Below are 18,781 nucleotides of genomic sequence, written 5' to 3'. Positions count from 1 at the left end.
GGTCGCCCGGGCCGTCCGGGCCGCCGGGAACCCGTGAGGTGCCGCAGGCGCGGGGGGAGGGCGTGCCCGTGCCGGAGCGGGCCGCCGGCCGGCGGCATCCGGGGTGACCCGCCCGGCCCCGGACCGCTCCTGACCGGTACGGGGCCCGCTCAGCCCCCCGGCGCACCTGCCCGCGCACCGTTTGCGGGCGCACCGGTCCGCCGCCCGCGACCCGCCGTTACAGTCCGCCGCTCACCCGCAGCACGGCCCCGGTGGTGTAGGACGCCTCCGGGGACATCAGCCAGGCGACCGCGCCCGCCACCTCCTCCGGCTCTCCGGGGCGGCCCATCGGGATCACCTCGGCCTTGCGCCAGGGCCGCTGCGGATCGCCCATCGTGGCGTGCATGTCGGTCAGGATCGCCCCGGGCTGGACGGAGTTCACCCGCACCCCGTCGGGCCCCAGTTCCTTGGAGAGCCCGACCGTCATGGCGTCCAGCGCCGCCTTGGCCGCGGCGTAGTGGACGTACTCGCCGGGGCTGCCGAGCGTGGCCGCGCACGAGGAGAGGGTGACGATCGAGCCGCCGAAGCCGCCGTACCGCGTGGACATCGCCAGGGCCGCGCGCCGGGCGCACAGCAGTGTGCCCATGACGTTGACGTCCACCACCCGGCGCATCACCTCGGTGGAGGTTTCGGTGAAACGGCCCAGCGGGCCGGTGATCCCGGCGTTGAGGACCGCGCCCGTGACCGCGCCCAGCCGCCGGGCCGCCTCCTCGAAGAGGGCGTCGACCTCGCTCTCCACACTGGTGTCCAGCCGCACGGTGATCGCCTCGGCGCCCTCGGCGCGTACCGCCCGCGCCGTCTCCTCGGCCGCCTCGCGGGAGTGCTGGTAGCCGACCGCGACGCGGTGCCCGGCCCTCGCCAGCCGCCGGGCGACGGCCGCCCCGATCCCGCGGCTGCCGCCGGTGACGACCGTGACCCGCTGCTCCATGCCCGCCCTCACCCTCTCGTCGCCCTCTTGCCGTTCTCGTCGTTCTGGTCGTTCTGGTCGTTCTCGCAGCCGCTTTCCGGCGGCCCGGCTCTCCGGCTCGGCACGCTAGCGGGTCGGATTGGTCTTGACCAAATGGGCCGCCGCTCCCTAAGGTCGGCATACGCAACAACCTTTAAAAAAGAAGCGCGCATAAATTCCGACGGAACACGGCGACTGCGGAGGCAAGGGTGGGGACCACGCGACTGGAGACGGTGCCGGAGCCGAAGTACTGGCACCTCAAGACCGTGCTGTCGGAGGCGCTCGACTCGGAGTTCGCGGTGGGGGAGATCCTGCCGAACGAACGGGAACTCGCCGCGCGCTTCGGCGTCGCCCGCGCCACGCTCCGCCAGGCCCTGGAGCAGCTCGAGCTGGAGGGCCGCCTCCAGCGCCGCCGCGGGGTCGGCACCACCGTCGCCCCGCCGCGCGTCGGCGTCGACGTGAACCCCGTCCGGCACAGCTGGCCCGGTGCCCCGGGCGACGCCTGGCAGACCGAGGACTGCGAGGAGACCGCCCCGCCGGCCGCGGTGGCCGGGGCGCTCGGCACGGAGGCCGGCCGGCCGGTGTACGCCGTCCACCGCGTCCGTATGGCCCACGGCCAGGCGGTCGCCACCGAGACGCTCTACGTACCGGCCGCTTCGGTGCCCGGGATGTCCGCCATCGAGACCGAGGCGGGAGCCGCCCGCGGCCGTGCCGTCCTCCGCGAGCTGAACCGCCTCGAACTGGGCGGCCAGGACCGGGCCGTGGAGCTCGGCTCCGCCCGGGCGGAGGACGCCAGGCGGCTCGACCGGCTGCCCGGCGCGCCCGTCCTCGTCGTCACCACCCGCTACCTCGCCGCGGGCGGCACCGCCGCGGTCGCGCTCTCCACCTACCGGGCCGACACCTGCCGCCTCACCTTCGGCGACTCCGCCGGGGTCTCGCTGCTGGCGAGCTGAACCACGCGCCGTGCCCGGTGGCGGTACGTCAGCGGGCGACGGCGCCCTCCACGGTGAACAGCTCCTCCTCGACGTGGTCGAGCGCCAGCCGCAGCGCGCCGGTCGCGATGGCCTCCCCGCCCAGCAGGGACAGCGCGACCCGCGGCGGCCGCAGGCAGTAGCGCTCCAGCTCGCGGCGGAGCGGGTCCAGCACACCGTCCAGCCCGGTGGCCCAGCCGCCGACGACCACCAGCTCCGGATCCAGGGCCAGCACCAGCGCGGCCACATCGTGCACCAGGCGCCGTATGAACCGCTCGACGGCCTGCCGTGCCCGCTCGTCCCCCTCGCGCGCCAGCGCGAAGACCCGCGCCACCGCCGCCTCGTCCAGCGGGTGCAGCGGCTCGCCGGTCGTGGACAGCAGATGCTCGGGGGTGGCCTCACGCCCCAGCAGGTGCAGTGCGCCGATCTCCCCGGCCGCGCCGCCGAATCCGCGGTGCAGCCGCCCGCCGATCAGCGAGCCGGCGCCCGGGCTCAGCCCGGCCAGGACGAACACCGCGTCGTCGACGCCGACGGCCGCGCCCTTCCAGTGCTCGGCCAGCGCGGCGGCGTTGGCGTCGTTCTCCACCAGCACCGGACAGCGGAACGATCGCCGCAGCCGCTCGCCCAGCGGCAGACCGGTCCAGCCGGGCAGCGCCGTGCACAGCCGCACCGTGCCGTCGGCCTCCACGATCCCTGGGCTGCCCACCCCCACCGCGCGCAGGGTGCTGCGCGGCACCTCGCAGGTGCGCAGCAGTTCGGCGACCACGGCGCGTGCCCGCTCCAGCCGCTCGTCGGCCGTCGCCTGTTCGGAGACCGCGCGCCCGACCGTGCCCAGCCGCCGCCCGCACAGGTCGGAGAGGACGGCGGCCACCCGGTGCGGGCCGATCTCGATACCGAGCAGATGGCCTGCCTCGGCCCGGAAGCGGTAGCGGCGCGCCGGCCGCCCCTGCCGCCGGACGTCACCGGAGGCGACGGCGGCCTCGGCCGCCAGTCCGGCCTCCACCAGTTGCTCCACCACGCCCTCGACCGTCGGCCGGGACAGCTCCGCGACCTGGGCCAGATCGGACAGCGTCGGTGGGCCGTCGGCGGCGCGCAGCGCGCGCAGGACGACGGCGGAGTTGATCCTGCGCAGCAGGGAGGGGTCCCTGCCGGTGAGCCGCCCCAACGTCCGCCTCCTGGGAAGTGCGCATGTGTGGCCGGATCGTATCCGGTGAGCGCGGGAGGAGCGAGAGCCGGGTGAGGTGCTCCGGGGCGGCGGGCGCCGCTTCGGAGCAGGGTCCGCACCCGGCCCGCGGCAGGCGAGGGCGGCGGTCCGCAGCTCAGCCCAGCATGACGAAACCCGACTCGTACGCCGTGATCACCGCCTGGGTCCTGTCGCGTGCTCCCAGCTTCGCCAACACCGAACTGACGTGGGACTTCACCGTCTCACCGCCCAGCAGCAGCCGACCCGCGATCTCCGCGTTCGACAACCCGCCGGCCATCAGCCGCAACACCTCCCGCTCCCGTCCGGTCAGCGCCGCCCGCTCCAGCACCCGCCGGGCGCTCTCGTTGCCGTGCCCCGCGGCGAGTCGCCGTACGGCGGCGGGAAAGAGCAGCGAATCGCCCTCTGCGACCAGCCGCACCGCGTGCACGATCTCCGCGGGGCGTGCCCGCTTCAGCAGGAAGCCGTTCGCTCCGGCGCGCAGCGCCTCATAGACGTAGGCGTCCTCCTCGAAGGTGGTGATCACCAGGATGCCCGGTGGATCGGCCACCGACCGCAGGATCGCCCGCGTCGCCTCTATCCCGTCCAGCAGGGGCATCCGCACGTCCAGCGCGACCACGTCCGGGCGCAGTCGGCGTACCAGCGGGACGACCGTCGCACCGTCGGCGGCCTCGCCGACGACCTCGATGTCGGGCTGGGTGTCCAGGACCGCGCGCAGCCCGGCGCGCACCAGCTCCTCGTCGTCGACCAGCAGCACCGTGACGCTCACACGATCAACTCCGTCGGTAACCGTCGAGCGGCAGAAGGACGTCCAGGCACCATGAACCTCCCTCCGGCCCGGCGCTCGCCGAGCCTCCCAGCAGTGCGGCCCGCTCGCTGACACCGCGCAGCCCGCTGGCGCGGCCCACCCGGGACGCACCGCCCGAGACCATCTGCGCGTACTGGCGAGCAGCAACCGCATCCCGGACCACCGGATCGACGAGGTCATGGAGGAGACAGGCATAGCGCCTGCCGCCCGGCGCCGGGTGCGGACCTTCTCCCTCGGCATGCGCCAGAGACTGGGTATGGCCGCCGCCCTGCTGGGCGATCCGCCCGTGCTGCTGCTCGACGAGCCCTCCAACGGGCTCGACCCGGAGGGAATGGTCTGGCTGCGGGAGCTGGTGAGACGCCTGGCGGACGAGGGCCGCACGGTACTGGTCTCCAGCCATCTGATGGGGGAAGTGGCGCGTATCGCCGACCGCGTCGTCGTACTCGGTGCGGGGCGGCTGCTGGCCGACGCCCCGTTGGCGGACTTCCTGCACGAGCACGGTGAACCGGCGGAGCCGGACTCGCTGGAGGCGGCATACCTGCGGCTGACCGCAGGTGCCGTGCGCTACCGGACGAAGAAGGAGGTGTGAGGGGTGCGGAACACGCCGTTCGCCGCCGCGCTCCGGTCGGAGTGGCTCAAGGTGCGCACGACGCCCTCGCTGATGGGCAGTCTGTCGGCCGTCCTGATCGCCACGGTCGGCGTCGGGGTACTGGTCACCGGCTTTCTCGGGGAGGCGGAGAGCGACAACCCCGGCTTCGAGCCGGTCTCCTTCTCCTTCTTCGGCCTCAACTTCGGCCAGGTGGCCGCGATCTGCTTCGGCGTACTGGCCGTCGCGGGCGAGTACGGACACGGCACCATCCGCCTCTCACTGACCGCCGTGCCCCGCCGGGGGACGTTCTACGGTGCCAAGCTCGCCGCCGTCGGCGGCCTCGCACTCGCCGTCGGCCTGCCCGCGGGCCTGGCCGCCGTGGTGGTCGGCCAGATGCTGCTGGGCGAGCACGGGGCGGGCCTCGGGGATCCCGGGGTGCTGCGGGCCGGATTCGGCTGCGGGATCTATCTGGCGCTGCTGGCTCTGCTGTCCGCAGGCACCGCGACCGCGGTGCGGAGCATGGTGGGTGCGCTGGGACTGCTCGTACCGCTGGTCTTCCTGATATCGCCGGTGGTGGGCGAGGAAGCGTGGTTCCTGCCGGACCGGGCCGGTCAGCAAGCGCTCCATCCGGTGCCGGAGGGTCCACTGGACGCGTGGAGCGGTATGGCGGTGATGGCTGTCTGGACGGTCGCGGCGCTCTGCGCGGGGCTGGCCGTACTGCGCCGCCGTGACGCCTGAGGGCGGGCGGCCGTGCGGGAGAGCCAGGCCGGCTGCCGGCGTCAGGACGGGCCGTCGAGCGCGGCGGCGCGCAGCCGGCCGTACTCCTCGGCCATCGTCTCCAGCGTCCAGTGGGCGTTGAGCCCGCTCGGGTTGGGCAGCACCCACACCCGGGCGCCGCCGATCGCCGCCTCCTGAGGGCCTGTCCGGGCCTTCCGGTCCCCGAAGGCGGCCCGGTAGGCGGTCACACCGACCACCGCGAGCCACTCCGGGCGCAGCCGCGCCACCTTCTCGGCCAGCACCCGCCCGCCCGTGCGGTACTCCTCGGGCGTCAGCTCGTCGGCACGGGCGGTGGGGCGGGGCGAGATGTTGGTGATGCCCAGCCCGTACGACAGCAGCTCGTGCTGCTCCGAGGGCCTCAGCCGCCGGGGGGTGAAGCCGGAGGCGTGCAGCACCGGCCAGAAGCGGTTGCCCGGATGGGCGAAGTGGTGGCCCAGCCGGGCGGTCGTCAGCCCGGGGTTGATCCCGCAGAACAGCACGCTCAGCCCCTCGGCGACCACGTCCGGCACGGTACGGGCTCGCAGCGCCTCCATCTCGTCCCCGGTCATCGTGCCGCCGGAGGTCTCCTCGGACATGGCCCTCCCGGACATGGGTCTCCCTCGCGGTCCTTCCACCGGGCCTTCTGCCCGGGAGCGCCTCCGGCAGTCGGGGAGAGGGTCAGAGAATCGCGCCGGGGGTGTAGGAGGCGGCCTCCGGGTACCGCTTCGCGACCTCCTCGATCCGGGCCACCACCGAGGCGACCTGGTCGCCGGCCGCGCCGGTGAAGGACAGCCGGTCGGCCAGCAGGGCGTCCAGCCCTTCCCGGTCCAGCGGGATGCGCTCGTCCGCGGCCAGCCGGTCCAGCAACTCGTTGCGCTCGGCCCCCTCGCGCAGCGCCAGCGCCGAGGCCACCGCGTGCTCCTTGATGGCCTCGTGGGCCGTCTCCCGGCCGACCCCGGCCCGTACCGCGCCCATCAGCACCTTGGTGGTGGCCAGGAACGGCAGGTAGCGGTCCAGCTCGCGGGCGACGACCGCGGGGAACGCGCCGAACTCGTCCAGGACCGTCAGGAAGGTCTCCAGCAGGCCGTCGAGGGCGAAGAAGGCGTCCGGCAGCGCGACACGGCGCACCACCGAGCAGGAGACGTCCCCCTCGTTCCACTGGTCGCCCGCGAGCTCGCCGACCATCGAGGCGTAGCCGCGCAGGATGACGGCGAAGCCGTTGACGCGCTCGCAGGAGCGGGTGTTCATCTTGTGCGGCATCGCCGAGGAGCCGACCTGGCCAGGCTTGAAGCCCTCGGTCACCAGCTCGTGCCCGGCCATCAGCCGGATGGTCTTGGCCAGGGAGGAGGGCGCGGCGGCCAGCTGGACCAGCGCGGTCACCACCTCGTAGTCCAGCGAGCGCGGATAGACCTGGCCGACGGAGGTGAAGGTGCGGCCGAAGCCCAGGTGCGAGGCGATCCGCTCCTCCAGCTCGGCCAGCCTGCCTCCGTCGCCGCCCAGCAGGTCCAGCATGTCCTGGGAGGTGCCCACCGGTCCCTTGACGCCGCGCAGCGGGTAGCGCGCCAGCAGCTCCTCCAGCCGCGCGTGGGCCACCAGCAGTTCGTCGGCGGCGGTCGCGAAGCGCTTGCCCAGGGTCGTGGCCTGCGCGGCGACGTTGTGCGAGCGCCCCGCCATCACCAGCTCGCAGTGCTCGGCCGCCAGCCGTCCCAGCCGTGCCAGCGCGGCCACCGCGCGGTCGCGCACCAGTTCCAGCGACAGCCGGACCTGTAGCTGCTCGACGTTCTCGGTCAGGTCCCGGGAGGTCATGCCCTTGTGCACGTGCTCGTGCCCGGCCAGCGCGTTGAACTCCTCGATCCGCGCCTTCACGTCGTGGCGCGTGACCTTCTCGCGCTCGGCGATCGAGGCGAGGTCGACGTCCTGGAGCACCCGCTCGTAGTCGGCCAGGGCCTGCTCCGGCACCTCGACGCCCAGGTCCTTCTGGGCCCGCAGCACGGCGAGCCACAGCCGCCGCTCCAGTACCACCTTGTGCTCGGGGGACCACAGTCGGGCCAGCTCCGCGGAGGCGTAGCGGCCTGCCAGGACGTTCGGGATGCGCGGCTTGTCAGTCACACCCGGGGATTCTACGGGGTGTCGTCGCAGGCCAGCGCCGTCAGGTCGGCGTCGGGGTACCGTTCCCGGTCCACGGCCGGGGCCAGCGGCGCCAGGTCGGGCCGCTTGGGCGTCAGCCCGTCGCCCGAGGACCGGCCGGTCAGCCGCCGGCCGATCCACGGGAGCAGATGGCGGCGGGTGAAGCGCAGATCGGCGACCCGGCGCGCGTACCAGCCGGGCAGGACGGCGGGCGGCAGGGCCGCGTGCCAGTCGGTCTCGGGCTCGTGCCCCAGCCGCTGCCAGACCGCCTCGGCCACCCGCCGGTGCCCCTCGGCGGTCAGGTGCAGCCGGTCGTCGGCCCACATCCGCGGATCACCCAGCGCGTCGCAGCCGTACAGGTCCACCACCAGGGCCCCGTGCCGCTCGGCGAGACCGTCGATGAAGCCGAAGAGGTGCTCCATGCGCGCCCGGTAGCGCTCCAGCACCGGCCCGCGCCGCCCGGGGCTGCGCATCAGCACCAGATGGCGGCAGTTGGGGGCGAGCTTGGCGACCGACTCCTCCAGCAGACCGCACACCGTGTCCATGTCGCACTTGGGACGCAGTACGTCGTTGAGGCCGCCGACCAGCGTCACCAGGTCCGCGCCCATGGCCGCGGCCACGTCCACCTGCTCCTCGGCGATCTGCCGGATCAGTTTTCCGCGCACGGCCAGGTTGGCGTAGCGGAAGCCGTCGGTGCGCGCTGCGAGACGGGCGGCCAGGAGATCGGCCCAGCCGCGGTAGCCGCCGTCCGGCAGCAGGTCCGACATGCCCTCGGTGAAGGAGTCTCCCAGGGCGACGAAGCTGGTGATGGCGGGCGGGGCGGGCGAGTTGGTTGCACTGTCCATGACGCGGGACATGGTAACCGACCGCTCGGTACGCGCCTGCTCGCGGCGCCGCCCCGCCCGCCGTCAGCGGCCCACCAGTTCGCGCAGCACGTCCTCCATGGTGACCAGCCCGACCGCGCGCCCGTCCGTGCCGATCACCGCCGCGAGGTGGGTGCCGCTGCTGCGCATCGCGCCCAGCACGTCGTCCAGCGGTGTCGTGGCCCGCACCCGGGCGATCGGCCGCAGTGCCGCGACGGGGAACGGGACTTCGCGGTGCGCGGCGTCGAGCGCGTCCTTGACGTGCAGATAGCCCAGCGCCCTGCCCTGGCCGTCCACCACGGGGAAGCGGGAGAAGCCGCTGCGCGCGGAGAGCTGCTCCAGCCCCTCGGGAGTGACGCCGAAGGGGGCGAAGACGACGCGGTCGGTGGGCCGTACGACGTCCACGACCGGGCGGCGGCCCAGTTCCAGCGCGTCGCGCAGCCGCTCCGTCGCGCGCTCGTCCAGCAGCCCGGCCTCACTGGAGTCGGCCACCAGACGGGCCAGTTCGTCGTCGGAGTAGGTCGCCGAGACCTCGTCCTTGGGCTCCACCCGCAGCAGCTTCAGCAGACCGTTGGCCAGGGCGTTGACACCGAAGATCACCGGCCGCAGGGCCCGGGTGAGGCCGACCAGCGGCGGTCCCAGCAGCAGCGCGGCGCGCTCGGGCGCCGCCAGCGCGATGTTCTTCGGCACCATCTCGCCGAACAGCATGTGCAGGTACGTCGCCACCGCCAGAGCGATCACGAAGGCGATCGGATGGATCAGGCCCTCCGGCACGCCCACGAGGTGGAACACCGGCTCCAGCAGGTGGGCGATCGCGGGCTCGGCGACCACGCCCAGCACCAGCGTGCACAGGGTGATGCCCAGCTGGGCGGAGGCCATGAGCGCCGAGACGTGCTCAAGTCCCCACACCACGCTGCGCGCCCGCTTCTCGCCGCGTTCGGCGAGCGGTTCGATCTGGCTGCGGCGCACCGAGATCATGGCGAACTCCGCGCCGACGAAGAAGGCGTTGGCGACCAGCGTCAGCAGGCCGATCAGCAGTTGCACGGCGGTCATCGGCTCGCCTCCTGGTTCCGGACACCACCGTGGTCGCGGACCCGGTCGCGCTGGTCCCGCTCCCGGCCGGCCGGCTCGGCCAGGCCGTCCCGGTCGCGGTCACCGGCGGCGCCGCGGCGGTCGCCGCGGTCGCCGTCGTGGTCCTCCCCGCCACCGGGGCCGGGCGGAGCGGTCAGCCGCACCCCGGCGGCCCGCCGTCCGGTCGCGTCCACGACCTCCAGCCGCCACCCGGCGACCTCCAGGACGTCGCCCACGGCCGGAATGCGGCCCAGTTCGGTGGCGATCAGCCCGGCCAGGGTCTCGTACGGGCCGTCCGGGGCGCGCAGGCCGATCTCCTCCAGCCGGTCGGTGCGGGCCGCGCCGTCCGCGTCGTAGACGGTGCGGCCCTCCTCGTCGGCGCCCGCCGGGACCAGATCGGGGGTTTCGAGCGGGTCGTGCTCGTCGCGGACCTCGCCCACGACCTCCTCGATGATGTCCTCCAGGGTGACGACCCCGGCGGTGCCGCCGTACTCGTCGATCACCACCGCCATGCTGTTCTTCCCCGACAGCCGGTCCAGCAGCCGGTCCACGGTGAGGGACTCCGGTACGAGCACCGGCTCGCGCAGCAGCCTGGTGACCGGGTGGCCGGTACGGCGTCCGGCGGGGACGGCGATCACGTCCTTGACGTGGGCGACACCGACCACGGTGTCGAGGTTGCCGCGGTAGACCGGGAAGCGGGACAGGCCCGTCGCCCGGGCGGCGTTGGCGACGTCCTCCGCGGTGGTGTTCTCCTCCAGCGCGGTGACCTGGACGCGCGGCGTCATCACGCTCTGCGCGGTCAGCTCGGAGAGCCGGATGGTGCGGACGAACAGCTCCGCGGTGTCCGCCTCCAGGGCGCCCTCCTTCGCCGAGTGGCGCGCGAGCGCGACCAGCTCCTGCGGGGAGCGCGCCGAGGCCAGCTCCTCGGTGGGTTCCAGGCCGAGCCGGTGGAGGACCCGGTTGGCGGTGTCGTTCAGATGGGTGATCAGCGGCCGGAAGGCGGCGCTGAAGCCGCGCTGCGGGCCGCCGACCCGGCGGGCGACCGGCAGCGGCCGGGAGATCGCCCAGTTCTTCGGCACCAGCTCGCCGACGACCATCAGCACCACCGTGGACAGCGCCGTGCCGGTCACCAGCGCCACCGAGGACGCCGCCGCGGCGGGCAGTCCGGCCGCCCGCAGCGGACCGGCCAGCAGCCGTGCGGTCGAGGACTCGGAGAGCATGCCGATGATCAGACCGGTGACGGTGATGCCGAGCTGGGCGCCGGAGAGCTGGAAGGTGAGGGAGCGCACCGCCTTCAGCGCGCTGTCGGCGCCCGGCTCGCCGCGCTCCGCGGCCCGTTCCAGATCGCCGCGCTCGACGGTGGTCAGCGAGAACTCCGCCGCGACGAACACGGCACAGGCGAGGGTCAGCAGCAGTGCCAGGAGCAGGAGGAGCACTTCGGTCACCGGGTCACCTCCGTCCTGTGGTCCGGCGGGACGGAGAGAGCCGCTCGACGGCCGGGGTCACGGCCGGTTCGGCTGCCGGTTCTGCTGCCGGGGCTACTGGGAGGCTCGCCCATGGGCGGACGCTCACACACCTTTCTCCGGGACGTCTGTCGGGCACGCGCGCCGCGGACGCGGGAACCGCGGCACACGGCGCGAACGCGCGATGGGCTGTACATCGTATGCGAGCGGCCGCACCCTCCCCGGAGCCGCCGGTCCGCCGGGCCGCACCCGTCAGTGCCGGTCCAGCGGTTTCACCCAGCGGCTCCACTGCGGCTGCGGCGCGTACCCCGCCGCACGCCAGGCACGGTGGGCGGAGGCGTTGCGGTCGAGCACCATGGCGTCGCCCCGCCGCCCGCCCAGCGCGGCGAACCGCGCCTCGGCCGCCGCCAGCAGGGCCGAGGCCACACCGCGGCGGCGGTGCGCCGGATGGACCGCGAGCCGGTACAGATGGCAGCGCCAGCCGTCGAAGCCCGCTATCACCGAGCCGATCACGGGTCCGGCCGCCGGCGCTTCCGGGTCCGCCGGGTCCGCAGGGGCCCCGCCGGGCACCGCCAGCAGCAGCGCCTGCGGGTCCCGTTCGATCAGCCGCGCCACGCCCGCGCGGTCGTCGCTGATGCTCGTGCCCTCCGCGGCCTGCGCCCAGAAGGCCAGCACGGCGTCGATGTCCGCGGCGAGGGCCGCCCGGATCCGGAGGCCGGAGTCGTTCACAAGATCGTCCATGGCGGTATCCCAGCACCGGCCGGGCAGCGGACGTGCGGTGTTTCGGCATGTGGTCACCAGGGGCTTCAGCCGCCCCGCAACTCCTCGATCACCGGTCCGAAGGCCTCCATGAACGGCTCGAGCACGCAGAAGTAGCTGAAGCCGTACCGGTCGCGGTGAGCGCGCACCTGCTCGGCGATCTGCCGCACGCTGCCGGTGAGCAGGGCCGGGTGCTCCAGGAGCTCCTCCTCCGTCGCGCCCAGGGCGTACGGGACCAGCTCGCGGGCCACCGCGCGCCGGTCGTCGGTGACGGCCACCCGCTGTACGAGGTAGTTCAGCTCGGCGGGCTCGTCCCGGCCGGCGGCGAAGCGGCGGTAGGCGGCCGTCCGCTCCTCCAGCTCGTCCGGGCCGATCAGGTGGATGACGCCTTCGGGGGCGCCGGGGGCCTGCCGGGCTCCGGTGAAGGCGGCGATGTCGGCGCGGCGGGCGGCCAGGCACAGCACCCGGTCGCCGTTGCCGCCGATCAGCAGCGGCGGACGGGGCCGCTGCCGCGGCGGGGGGACGTGCTCGGGGTCGGACAGCAGACGGTCCAGCTCGGCGACGGTGCGCTCCAGGTGGTCCACCCGCTCGCCCGGCGATCCCCACGGCAGCCCGGCCCGTTCGTGCTCGGAGCGCACGTACCCGGTGCCCAGCCCGAGTTCCAGCCGCCCGCCGGTCAGCCGGTCGCAGGTGGCGACCTCGCGGGCCAGCAGGGCGGGGTTCCAGAAGCCGGCGTTGAGCACGAAGGTGCCCACGCGGGGCCGCCGGGTCGCCTCGGCCGCGGCGACCAGCGCCGGGAACGGTGCGGGAGCGCCGAGGTGGTCGGGTACGAGCAGCACGTCGTACCCCAGTTCCTCGGCGCGGCGGCACTTGGCGCGCCAGGCGTCGCGGGAGTCGAGGGCGACCAGGTTGACGCCGAAGCGGAACGGTCGTGTCACGCGGCTCTCCTCACGGTTCCGGGATCCGGGACGGGCTCGTGCCCCCGGGCGGGCGCGGCCGGGGACGTTCCCGCGGGGTGGCGGCGGTGTCCTGACGCGCCCCGCGCCGTCCCGGCGGCTCACCGGGGACGGCGGGGAAGGGCGGGTCAGTACTGCCGCACGGGGTCGAACCGCTTCATCCGCTCCAGGACCGCCTCGGCGGTGGGGCGGGGCATCTCGTCGACGATCCGCCCGTCGGCCAGGAAGAGCACATGGTCCGCGTGAGCCGCGGCGCCCGGGTCGTGGGTCACCATCACCACCGTCTGCCCCAGGTCGTCCACCGCCCGGCGCAGGAAGTCCAGCAGTTCCAGCCCGGAGCGCGAGTCGAGGTTGCCGGTCGGCTCGTCGGCGAAGACCAGCCTCGGGCGGGAGGCCAGCGCGCGGGCGCAGGCCACCCGCTGCTGCTGGCCGCCGGAGAGCTGGGTGGGCCGGTGGCCGAGGCGGTCCCGCAGCCGGAGCGTGTCGACCACCGTGTCCAGCCACTCCCGGTCCGGCCTGCGGCCCCCGATGTCCATGGGCAGCGTGATGTTCTCCAGGGCCGTCAGGGTGGGCAGCAGGTTGAAGGACTGGAACACGAAGCCGATCTCGTCCCGCCGCAGCCGGGTCAGCTCCGCGTCCCCGAGCCCGGTGATCTCGGTGCCACCGATCCACACCCTCCCCTCGGTTACGGTGTCCAGCCCGGCCAGGCAGTACATCAGCGTCGACTTCCCCGAGCCGGACGGGCCCATCACCGCGGTGAACCGGCTCTCGGCGATGTCGACGTCCACCGAGTCCAGCGCCACCACGGCCGTCTCGCCGCTGCCGTACGTCTTGGTCAGCGCGCGGGCCCGGGCGGCGGGCCGCCCCGCCTCCGGCGCCTCGCCGGTCTTCTCCGCGTCAGTGGACACCGCACCTCCCGGCTCGGACGGACGGCTCCCTCGCGGGAGCCGGGACTGATAGGGCCGTACCCGGTGCGGGGCCATCCATCCACGAGGCGGCGGCGGGAAACGCCCCGAAACCCCCGGCCGCCCCCTGCACCTGCCCGTGCCCGCCCGGCGCTGTCAGGGCCGCCGCGCACTGCCCAGGACGTGTGCCGAGACCGGCGTGGGCAGGCCCCTCTCCGGAACCCGCAGCCGCCGCAGCGACACCTCGGTGAAGCCGGCCGCCCCGATCGCGGCCACGGTGTCCCGCGCGGTGTGGCAGCCGCCGAACAGGTGCGGCCACACGGTACGGTCCAGCGTTCGCTGGGTGAACGCCATGGCGGTGCCGCCGGCCCGGACGTGCTCGTAGAAGCACAGCCGGCCGCCCGGCCGCAGCACCCGCCGGATCTCGGCCAGGGCTCGCTCGGGGTCCCGTACCGAGCACAGCACCAGCGACACCACGGCCGCGTCGAACGCCCCGCTGTCCAGCGGGAGCTCCTCCGCGACGCCGGGGACCACGGAAACGGGGACCGCGGCGCGCGCCGCGGCGTCCCGCGCGGCCCGCCGCAGCAGGGGCTCCGGCTCCACCGCCACCACCTCGCGCACGGCGGCCGGATAGCGGCCGAAGTTCAGGCCGCTGCCCGCCCCGACCTCGACCACCCGTCCGGACAGCGGGGCCAGCAGCTCGGTGCGGTGCGCGCCGATCCCGGCCCGCTCGTCCACCGCCGGGGCGAAGCGGGCGTAGCAGCGCGCGAAGACGGGGTGGTGCACGGCCTCGGGCACGGACCTGCGGCGGGCGGCCATGGGAATCCTCCGGAAAGGGCGGTCACCTGGGTGCGCCCTCCCATTCTCTCCCCGCCGGCCGCACCTCACCCTCCCAGGAGCCGCCGAGCCGCGGGGAGAGCCAGCCCGCCGCCCGCCCGCGGAAGACCGGGGGCTCCAGCGAGCCCGCCCCCTGCGGCAGCAGCCCCGCCAGCGGGGCGCCCGCCGCCACCGGGAGGTCCGCCAGATTGCAGCGGGCCGCGAGATCCGGCTCGCGCGGCCAGCTGCCGACCACCACACCGGCGCACTCCAGGCCCCGGGAGCGCAGCGCCTCGGCCGTCAGCGCCGTCGCGTTCAGGGTGCCCAGCCCGGCCGCGGCTACCACCAGCACCGGGGAGCCCAGCAGCCGCGCGGCGTCGGCGAGGGTCGATCCCCGGTCGTCGAAGCGCACCAGCAGCCCGCCCGCGCCCTCGACCAGCACCAGGTCGTGCTCCTCCTCCAGCGCCCGTGCCGTCTCCGCCACCGCCTCGGGGCGCACCCGGGGCAGACCGGCACGGCGCGCCGCCGTCTCGGGGGCCAGCGGCTCGGGGTAGCGGGCGAGTTCCACGGCGGTCACGTCCGCGCCCGCCAGCCGCCGCACCTCTGCCGCGTCTCCCGGCTCGCCCTCGGCCACCCCGGTCTGCGCGGGTTTGAGCACGGCCACCGAGCGGCCCGCCGCCACCGCCGCGGCGGCCAGCGCCGCCGTGGTCACGGTCTTGCCGACCTCCGTGCCCGTCCCGGTGACGACCAGCACCGACATCTTCGCGCCTCTCCTCGCTCCTTCGGACACCGGGACGTCCCCGGCCCGCTCTCCGTCCCGTCTTCCCGCCCCGCAGGCTCAGCCCGCGCGCGCCGCCGCGCACACCGCGTCCGCGATCCGCGCCACGTCCTCGTCGCCGGTGACGTAGGGAGGCATGGTGTACACCAGGTCGCGGAACGGCCGCAGCCACACGCCCGCGCGTACCGCCGCCTCGGTGGCCGCCGCCATGTCCACCTCGTGGTCGAGCTGGACCACCCCGATCGCCCCCAGCACGCGCACGTCCCGCACCCCCGGCAGCGCGGCGGCCCCGGCGAGCCCGTCGCGCAGCCCGGCCTCGATCCGCTTCACCTCGCCCGCCCAGTCCTGGGCGAGCAGCAGGTCCAGGGAGGCCCCCGCGATCGCCGCCGCCAGGGGGTTGCCCATGAAGGTGGGGCCGTGGGCCAGCACCGGCACCTCGCCGCGCGAGATGCCCTCCGCCACCCGCGTCGTGCACAAGGTCGCGGCCATCGTCAGGTAACCGCCGGTCAGCGCCTTGCCCACGCACATCACATCGGGGACCACCCCCGCGTGGCCGGCCGCGAACAGGGAGCCGGTGCGGCCGAAGCCGGTGGCGATCTCGTCGAACACCAGCAGCACGCCGTGCTCGTCGCACGCCTCGCGCAGCACCCGCAGATAGGCGGGGGAGTGGAAGCGCATCCCGCCCGCGCCCTGCACCACGGGCTCCACGATCACCGCGGCCAGCTCCTCGGCGCGGGAGGCGACCAGCTCCCTCAGATGCGCCTCGTAGGCCGGGTCGGGGCCGGCGTCGAAGCCGTCCGGCGGAGCGTCCGCGAAGACCTGCTCGGGCAGCGTCCCGGACCACAGGTGGTGCATGCCGCCCTCGGGGTCGCACACCGACATCGGCTGCCAGGTGTCCCCGTGGTAGCCGCCGCGCCAGGTCAGCAGCCGCCGCTTGCCCGGCCGTCCCAGCGAACGCCAGTACTGCAGGCACATCTTGACGGCGACCTCGACCGACACCGAACCGGAGTCGGCGAGGAAGACGTGCTCCAGCCCGTCCGGGGTGATGTCCACCAGCCGTCCGGCCAGCCGTACGGCGGGCTCGTGCGTGAGCCCGCCGAACATCACATGGCTCATCCGCTCCAGCTGGGCGCGCGCCGCGTCGTTGAGCACCGGGTGGTTGTAGCCGTGGATCGCCGACCACCACGACGACATCCCGTCGACCAGTTCCACGCTGCCCCAGGCCGGGCGCGCCAGCCGCAGCCGGACCCCGGAGGCGGAGGAGACCACCAGCGGCTCGGAGCGGCCGGGCATCGGACCGTAGGGGTGCCAGACGTGGCGGCGGTCGAGCTCGGCCAGCTCCTCGGGCGAGAGGCCCGGGGAAGGGGGGAGGGAGGAGGTGCGGGAGGGACCGGGGGAGAAGGGGAGGGGGGCGTCGGCGTCAGGCATTGGGCGGCAGCTCCGTGCCCGCGCCCCGCCGCCGTACCGCCACCAGATCGGTGCGGGCCCGTCCGGGCGCCCCGGCGGCCTCCGCCTCCCCGGCCGCCTCCGAGGCGGGTTCGCCCGCTGTGCCCGCCGAGCACGCCGCATCCCCTGCACCCGCTGCGGCCGTGCCGTCCGCGTCACCGCCGCCGCACGGCCCGCAGCCCCCGCCGGCTTCCGCGCCGCCGTGCCCGCCGCAGCCCCCGCCGGACGCGGCGAGCACGTCCGCCCGGTGCTCGGGCAGCGTCCGCTCCCCGGCGCCCTCCACCTCGAAACCGGCGTCGGCGATCATCTCCAGGTCGGCCCTGCCCGCCTGGCCCTCGCTGGTGAGGTAGTCGCCCAGGAAGATGGAGTTGGCCAGGTGCAGTGCCAGCGGCTGCATGGACCGCAGGTGCACCTCGCGCCCGCCGGCCAGCCGGACCTCCACATCGGGGCAGACGAAGCGGACCATCGCCAGGATGCGCAGGCAGCGCTGCGGCGTGAGGTTCCACTCCTTGGCCAGCGGGGTCCCCTCGAAGGGGATGAGGAAGTTCACCGGCACCGAGTCCGGGTCCAGTTCACGCAGCGAGAAGACCACGTCCACCAGGTCCGCGTCCGACTCGCCCATGCCCGCGATCAGCCCCGAGCAGGCCGACAGCCCGGCCGCCTGCGCCTGGTGGACCGTCTCCACGCGGTCGGCGTAGGTGTGGGTGGTGGTGATCTCCCCGTAGGTGGCCTCGGAGGTGTTGAGGTTGTGGTTGTAGGCGTCCGCGCCCGCCTCGCGCAGCCGCTCCGCCTGGCCGCCGGAGAGCAGGCCCAGGCAGGCGCACACCTCCACGCCCTCGTTCTGCTCCTTGATGGCGGCGATGGTCTCCGAGACCCGGTCCACGTCCCGGTCGGTGGGCCCGCGCCCGCTGGCCACCAGGCACACGCGCTTGGCGCCCCCGGCCACGCCCGCACCGGCCGCGGCGGCGGCCTCCTGCGGCTTCAGCCAGGTGTACTTGAGGATGCCGGCCTTCGAGCCCAGCCGCTGCGAGCAGTACGAGCAGTCCTCCGGGCACAGCCCGGACTTCAGGTTGACCAGGTAGTTGAGCTTCACCCGCCGGCCGAACCACTGGCGCCGCACCCTCCCGGCCGCGGCCACCACATCGAGGAGTTCGTCGTCGGAGGTGGCCAGTACGGCCAGCGCCTCCTCGCGCGTGGGCAGCTCGCGCCGCAGCCCCTTGTCCACCAGCGTCTTCAGCAGGTCCATGGCGCTGATCCTCGCCTACGCGCCCGCCCGCGGCCAAGGACGAACCCCCACAACCAGGCGGATGGAAGGTGTGTGTATCGCCACACCCTGTGAGGGTCCGTCCGCCACTACCTTTGGGCGGAACCGACAGAAGGCGAGGGACGGCCCGCCATGCCGCAGGAGCACCGCAGCACCCCGGACCCGTTCGACTGGATCGACGAGCACGCCGAACTGCGCCGCCGCGCGGGCCTGGTGCGCTCCCTGCGCCCCCGGCCCGCCGACTCCCCCCTGCTCGACCTCGCGGGCAACGACTACCTGGGCCTGGCCCGGCACCCGGAGGTCGTCGCCGCCGCCTCGGCCGCCGCCCGCCGCTGGGGCGCGGGCGCCACCGGCTCCCGCCTGGTCACCGGCACCACCGAGCTGCACGCCGAACTGGAGGCGGAGCTCGCCGACTTCTGCGGCTTCGAGGCGGCTCTGGTGTTCTCCTCCGGCTACGCGGCCAACCTCGCCGCGGTCACCGCCCTGACCGGCCGCGGCACGCTGGTGGTCTCCGACGCCGCCAACCACGCCTCCCTGATCGACGGCTGCCGGCTGTCCCGGGCGGAGACCGCCGTCGTCCCGCACTCCGACCCCGGTGCCGTGGGCAAGGCGCTCGACGGCTTCGCCGGCCGCGCCGTGGCCGTCACCGACTCCGTCTTCTCCGTCGACGGCGACGCCGCGCCGCTGGCCGGACTGGCCGCCGTCTGCCGCGGACACGGGGCCGCGCTGCTGGTGGACGACGCGCACGGCCTGGGCGTCCTGGGCGACGGCGGCCGGGGCGCCCTCCACGCGGCCGGCCTGGCCGGAGACCCGGACGTGGTGGCCACCGCCACGCTGTCGAAAGCGCTCGGCAGCCAGGGCGGCGCGGTCCTCGGGCCGGCCCGGGTGATCGACCACCTGGTCAACACCGCCCGCACCTTCGTCTTCGACACCGGTCTCGCCCCGGCCGCCGCCGGCGCCGCACTCGCCGCGCTGCGGCTGCTGAGGGCCGAACCCGGCCGCGCCGCCCGCGCTCGCGGGGCC

At 74.8% G+C, this 18,781-nt stretch carries 18 protein-coding genes and 1 pseudogene; 4 read left to right on the top strand and 15 right to left on the bottom strand.

The window, feature by feature from the left end:
- Window positions 1–217: 217 nt before the first annotated feature.
- The gene (locus ACLIYP_RS22960) at window positions 218–967 is read right to left on the bottom strand and encodes an SDR family oxidoreductase (RefSeq protein ID WP_412715011.1); all 750 of its coding nucleotides are present in this window, start codon (window positions 965–967) and stop codon (window positions 218–220) included.
- Between the two features lie 227 nt (window positions 968–1,194).
- Here ACLIYP_RS22960 and ACLIYP_RS22955 point away from each other — a divergent pair, with 227 nt between their 5' ends.
- Window positions 1,195–1,938 (top strand): GntR family transcriptional regulator, encoded by a 744-nt coding sequence (locus ACLIYP_RS22955; RefSeq protein WP_412715010.1) that lies wholly within the window; start codon window positions 1,195–1,197, stop codon window positions 1,936–1,938.
- A gap of 28 nt (window positions 1,939–1,966) precedes the next feature.
- Here the strand turns inward: ACLIYP_RS22955 and ACLIYP_RS22950 are convergent, their stop codons facing one another.
- On the bottom strand, window positions 1,967–3,121 hold the full coding sequence (locus ACLIYP_RS22950; RefSeq protein WP_093658352.1) for an ROK family protein: 1,155 nt from the start codon (window positions 3,119–3,121) through the stop codon (window positions 1,967–1,969).
- Between the two features lie 154 nt (window positions 3,122–3,275).
- Window positions 3,276–3,926: a response regulator transcription factor gene (locus ACLIYP_RS22945; RefSeq protein ID WP_412715009.1), complete on the bottom strand. Its 651-nt coding sequence runs from the start codon at window positions 3,924–3,926 to the stop codon at window positions 3,276–3,278.
- Between the two features lie 124 nt (window positions 3,927–4,050).
- Here ACLIYP_RS22945 and ACLIYP_RS22940 point away from each other — a divergent pair.
- Together ACLIYP_RS22940 and ACLIYP_RS22935 are read left to right on the top strand one after the other, a co-directional pair.
- Window positions 4,051–4,554, top strand: a pseudogene (locus ACLIYP_RS22940) (ABC transporter ATP-binding protein); the annotation flags it as partial.
- 3 nt (window positions 4,555–4,557) lie between these two features.
- Complete coding sequence (locus tag ACLIYP_RS22935) at window positions 4,558–5,292, top strand: ABC transporter permease subunit (protein ID WP_412715008.1); 735 nt, start codon at window positions 4,558–4,560, stop codon at window positions 5,290–5,292.
- Window positions 5,293–5,333: 41 nt separating this feature from the next.
- Here the strand turns inward: ACLIYP_RS22935 and mug are convergent, their stop codons facing one another.
- The 12 genes from mug to bioB all read right to left on the bottom strand — a co-directional run bounded on the left by mug (window position 5,334) and on the right by bioB (window position 17,740).
- Window positions 5,334–5,879 (bottom strand): G/U mismatch-specific DNA glycosylase, encoded by a 546-nt coding sequence (mug, locus tag ACLIYP_RS22930; RefSeq protein WP_412715012.1) that lies wholly within the window; start codon window positions 5,877–5,879, stop codon window positions 5,334–5,336.
- A gap of 109 nt (window positions 5,880–5,988) precedes the next feature.
- On the bottom strand, window positions 5,989–7,419 hold the full coding sequence (gene purB / locus ACLIYP_RS22925; protein WP_412715007.1) for an adenylosuccinate lyase: 1,431 nt from the start codon (window positions 7,417–7,419) through the stop codon (window positions 5,989–5,991).
- A gap of 11 nt (window positions 7,420–7,430) precedes the next feature.
- Window positions 7,431–8,282 (bottom strand): SGNH/GDSL hydrolase family protein, encoded by an 852-nt coding sequence (locus tag ACLIYP_RS22920; protein ID WP_412715006.1) that lies wholly within the window; start codon window positions 8,280–8,282, stop codon window positions 7,431–7,433.
- A gap of 63 nt (window positions 8,283–8,345) precedes the next feature.
- Window positions 8,346–9,353, bottom strand: a complete 1,008-nt coding sequence (locus ACLIYP_RS22915; RefSeq protein WP_412715005.1) for a hemolysin family protein — start codon at window positions 9,351–9,353, stop codon at window positions 8,346–8,348.
- Window positions 9,350–10,816: a hemolysin family protein gene (locus ACLIYP_RS22910; protein ID WP_412715004.1), complete on the bottom strand. Its 1,467-nt coding sequence runs from the start codon at window positions 10,814–10,816 to the stop codon at window positions 9,350–9,352. Before ACLIYP_RS22910 ends, ACLIYP_RS22915 begins: the two co-directional genes overlap by 4 nt.
- A gap of 270 nt (window positions 10,817–11,086) precedes the next feature.
- On the bottom strand, window positions 11,087–11,575 hold the full coding sequence (locus tag ACLIYP_RS22905) for a GNAT family N-acetyltransferase (protein WP_412715003.1): 489 nt from the start codon (window positions 11,573–11,575) through the stop codon (window positions 11,087–11,089).
- 65 nt (window positions 11,576–11,640) lie between these two features.
- Complete coding sequence (locus ACLIYP_RS22900; protein WP_412715002.1) at window positions 11,641–12,531, bottom strand: LLM class F420-dependent oxidoreductase; 891 nt, start codon at window positions 12,529–12,531, stop codon at window positions 11,641–11,643.
- Window positions 12,532–12,677: 146 nt separating this feature from the next.
- Window positions 12,678–13,457 (bottom strand): ABC transporter ATP-binding protein, encoded by a 780-nt coding sequence (locus tag ACLIYP_RS22895; protein ID WP_412715001.1) that lies wholly within the window; start codon window positions 13,455–13,457, stop codon window positions 12,678–12,680.
- A gap of 153 nt (window positions 13,458–13,610) precedes the next feature.
- On the bottom strand, window positions 13,611–14,273 hold the full coding sequence (locus ACLIYP_RS22890) for a class I SAM-dependent methyltransferase (protein WP_412715000.1): 663 nt from the start codon (window positions 14,271–14,273) through the stop codon (window positions 13,611–13,613).
- Between the two features lie 22 nt (window positions 14,274–14,295).
- A complete protein-coding gene (gene bioD, locus ACLIYP_RS22885) occupies window positions 14,296–15,060 on the bottom strand; it encodes a dethiobiotin synthase (protein ID WP_412714999.1) in 765 nt (254 codons plus the stop codon).
- Window positions 15,061–15,108: 48 nt separating this feature from the next.
- The gene (locus ACLIYP_RS22880) at window positions 15,109–16,476 is read right to left on the bottom strand and encodes an adenosylmethionine--8-amino-7-oxononanoate transaminase (RefSeq protein WP_412714998.1); all 1,368 of its coding nucleotides are present in this window, start codon (window positions 16,474–16,476) and stop codon (window positions 15,109–15,111) included.
- Window positions 16,469–17,740 carry a biotin synthase BioB gene (gene bioB / locus ACLIYP_RS22875; protein WP_412714997.1) on the bottom strand — a complete coding sequence of 424 codons (1,272 nt, stop codon included), beginning with the start codon at window positions 17,738–17,740 and terminating at the stop codon, window positions 16,469–16,471. Before bioB ends, ACLIYP_RS22880 begins: the two co-directional genes overlap by 8 nt.
- A 150-nt stretch (window positions 17,741–17,890) precedes the next feature.
- Here bioB and ACLIYP_RS22870 point away from each other — a divergent pair.
- The coding region (locus ACLIYP_RS22870) for an 8-amino-7-oxononanoate synthase (protein ID WP_412714996.1) at window positions 17,891–18,781 on the top strand (891 nt) is incomplete at its 3' end.

Source organism: Streptomyces nanhaiensis (assembly GCF_046614825.1).
GTDB classification, from domain to species: domain Bacteria; phylum Actinomycetota; class Actinomycetes; order Streptomycetales; family Streptomycetaceae; genus Streptomyces; species Streptomyces radiopugnans.
The sequence above is the reverse complement of the archived record's forward strand: the minus strand, read 5'-3'. Positions and strand labels throughout refer to the sequence as shown.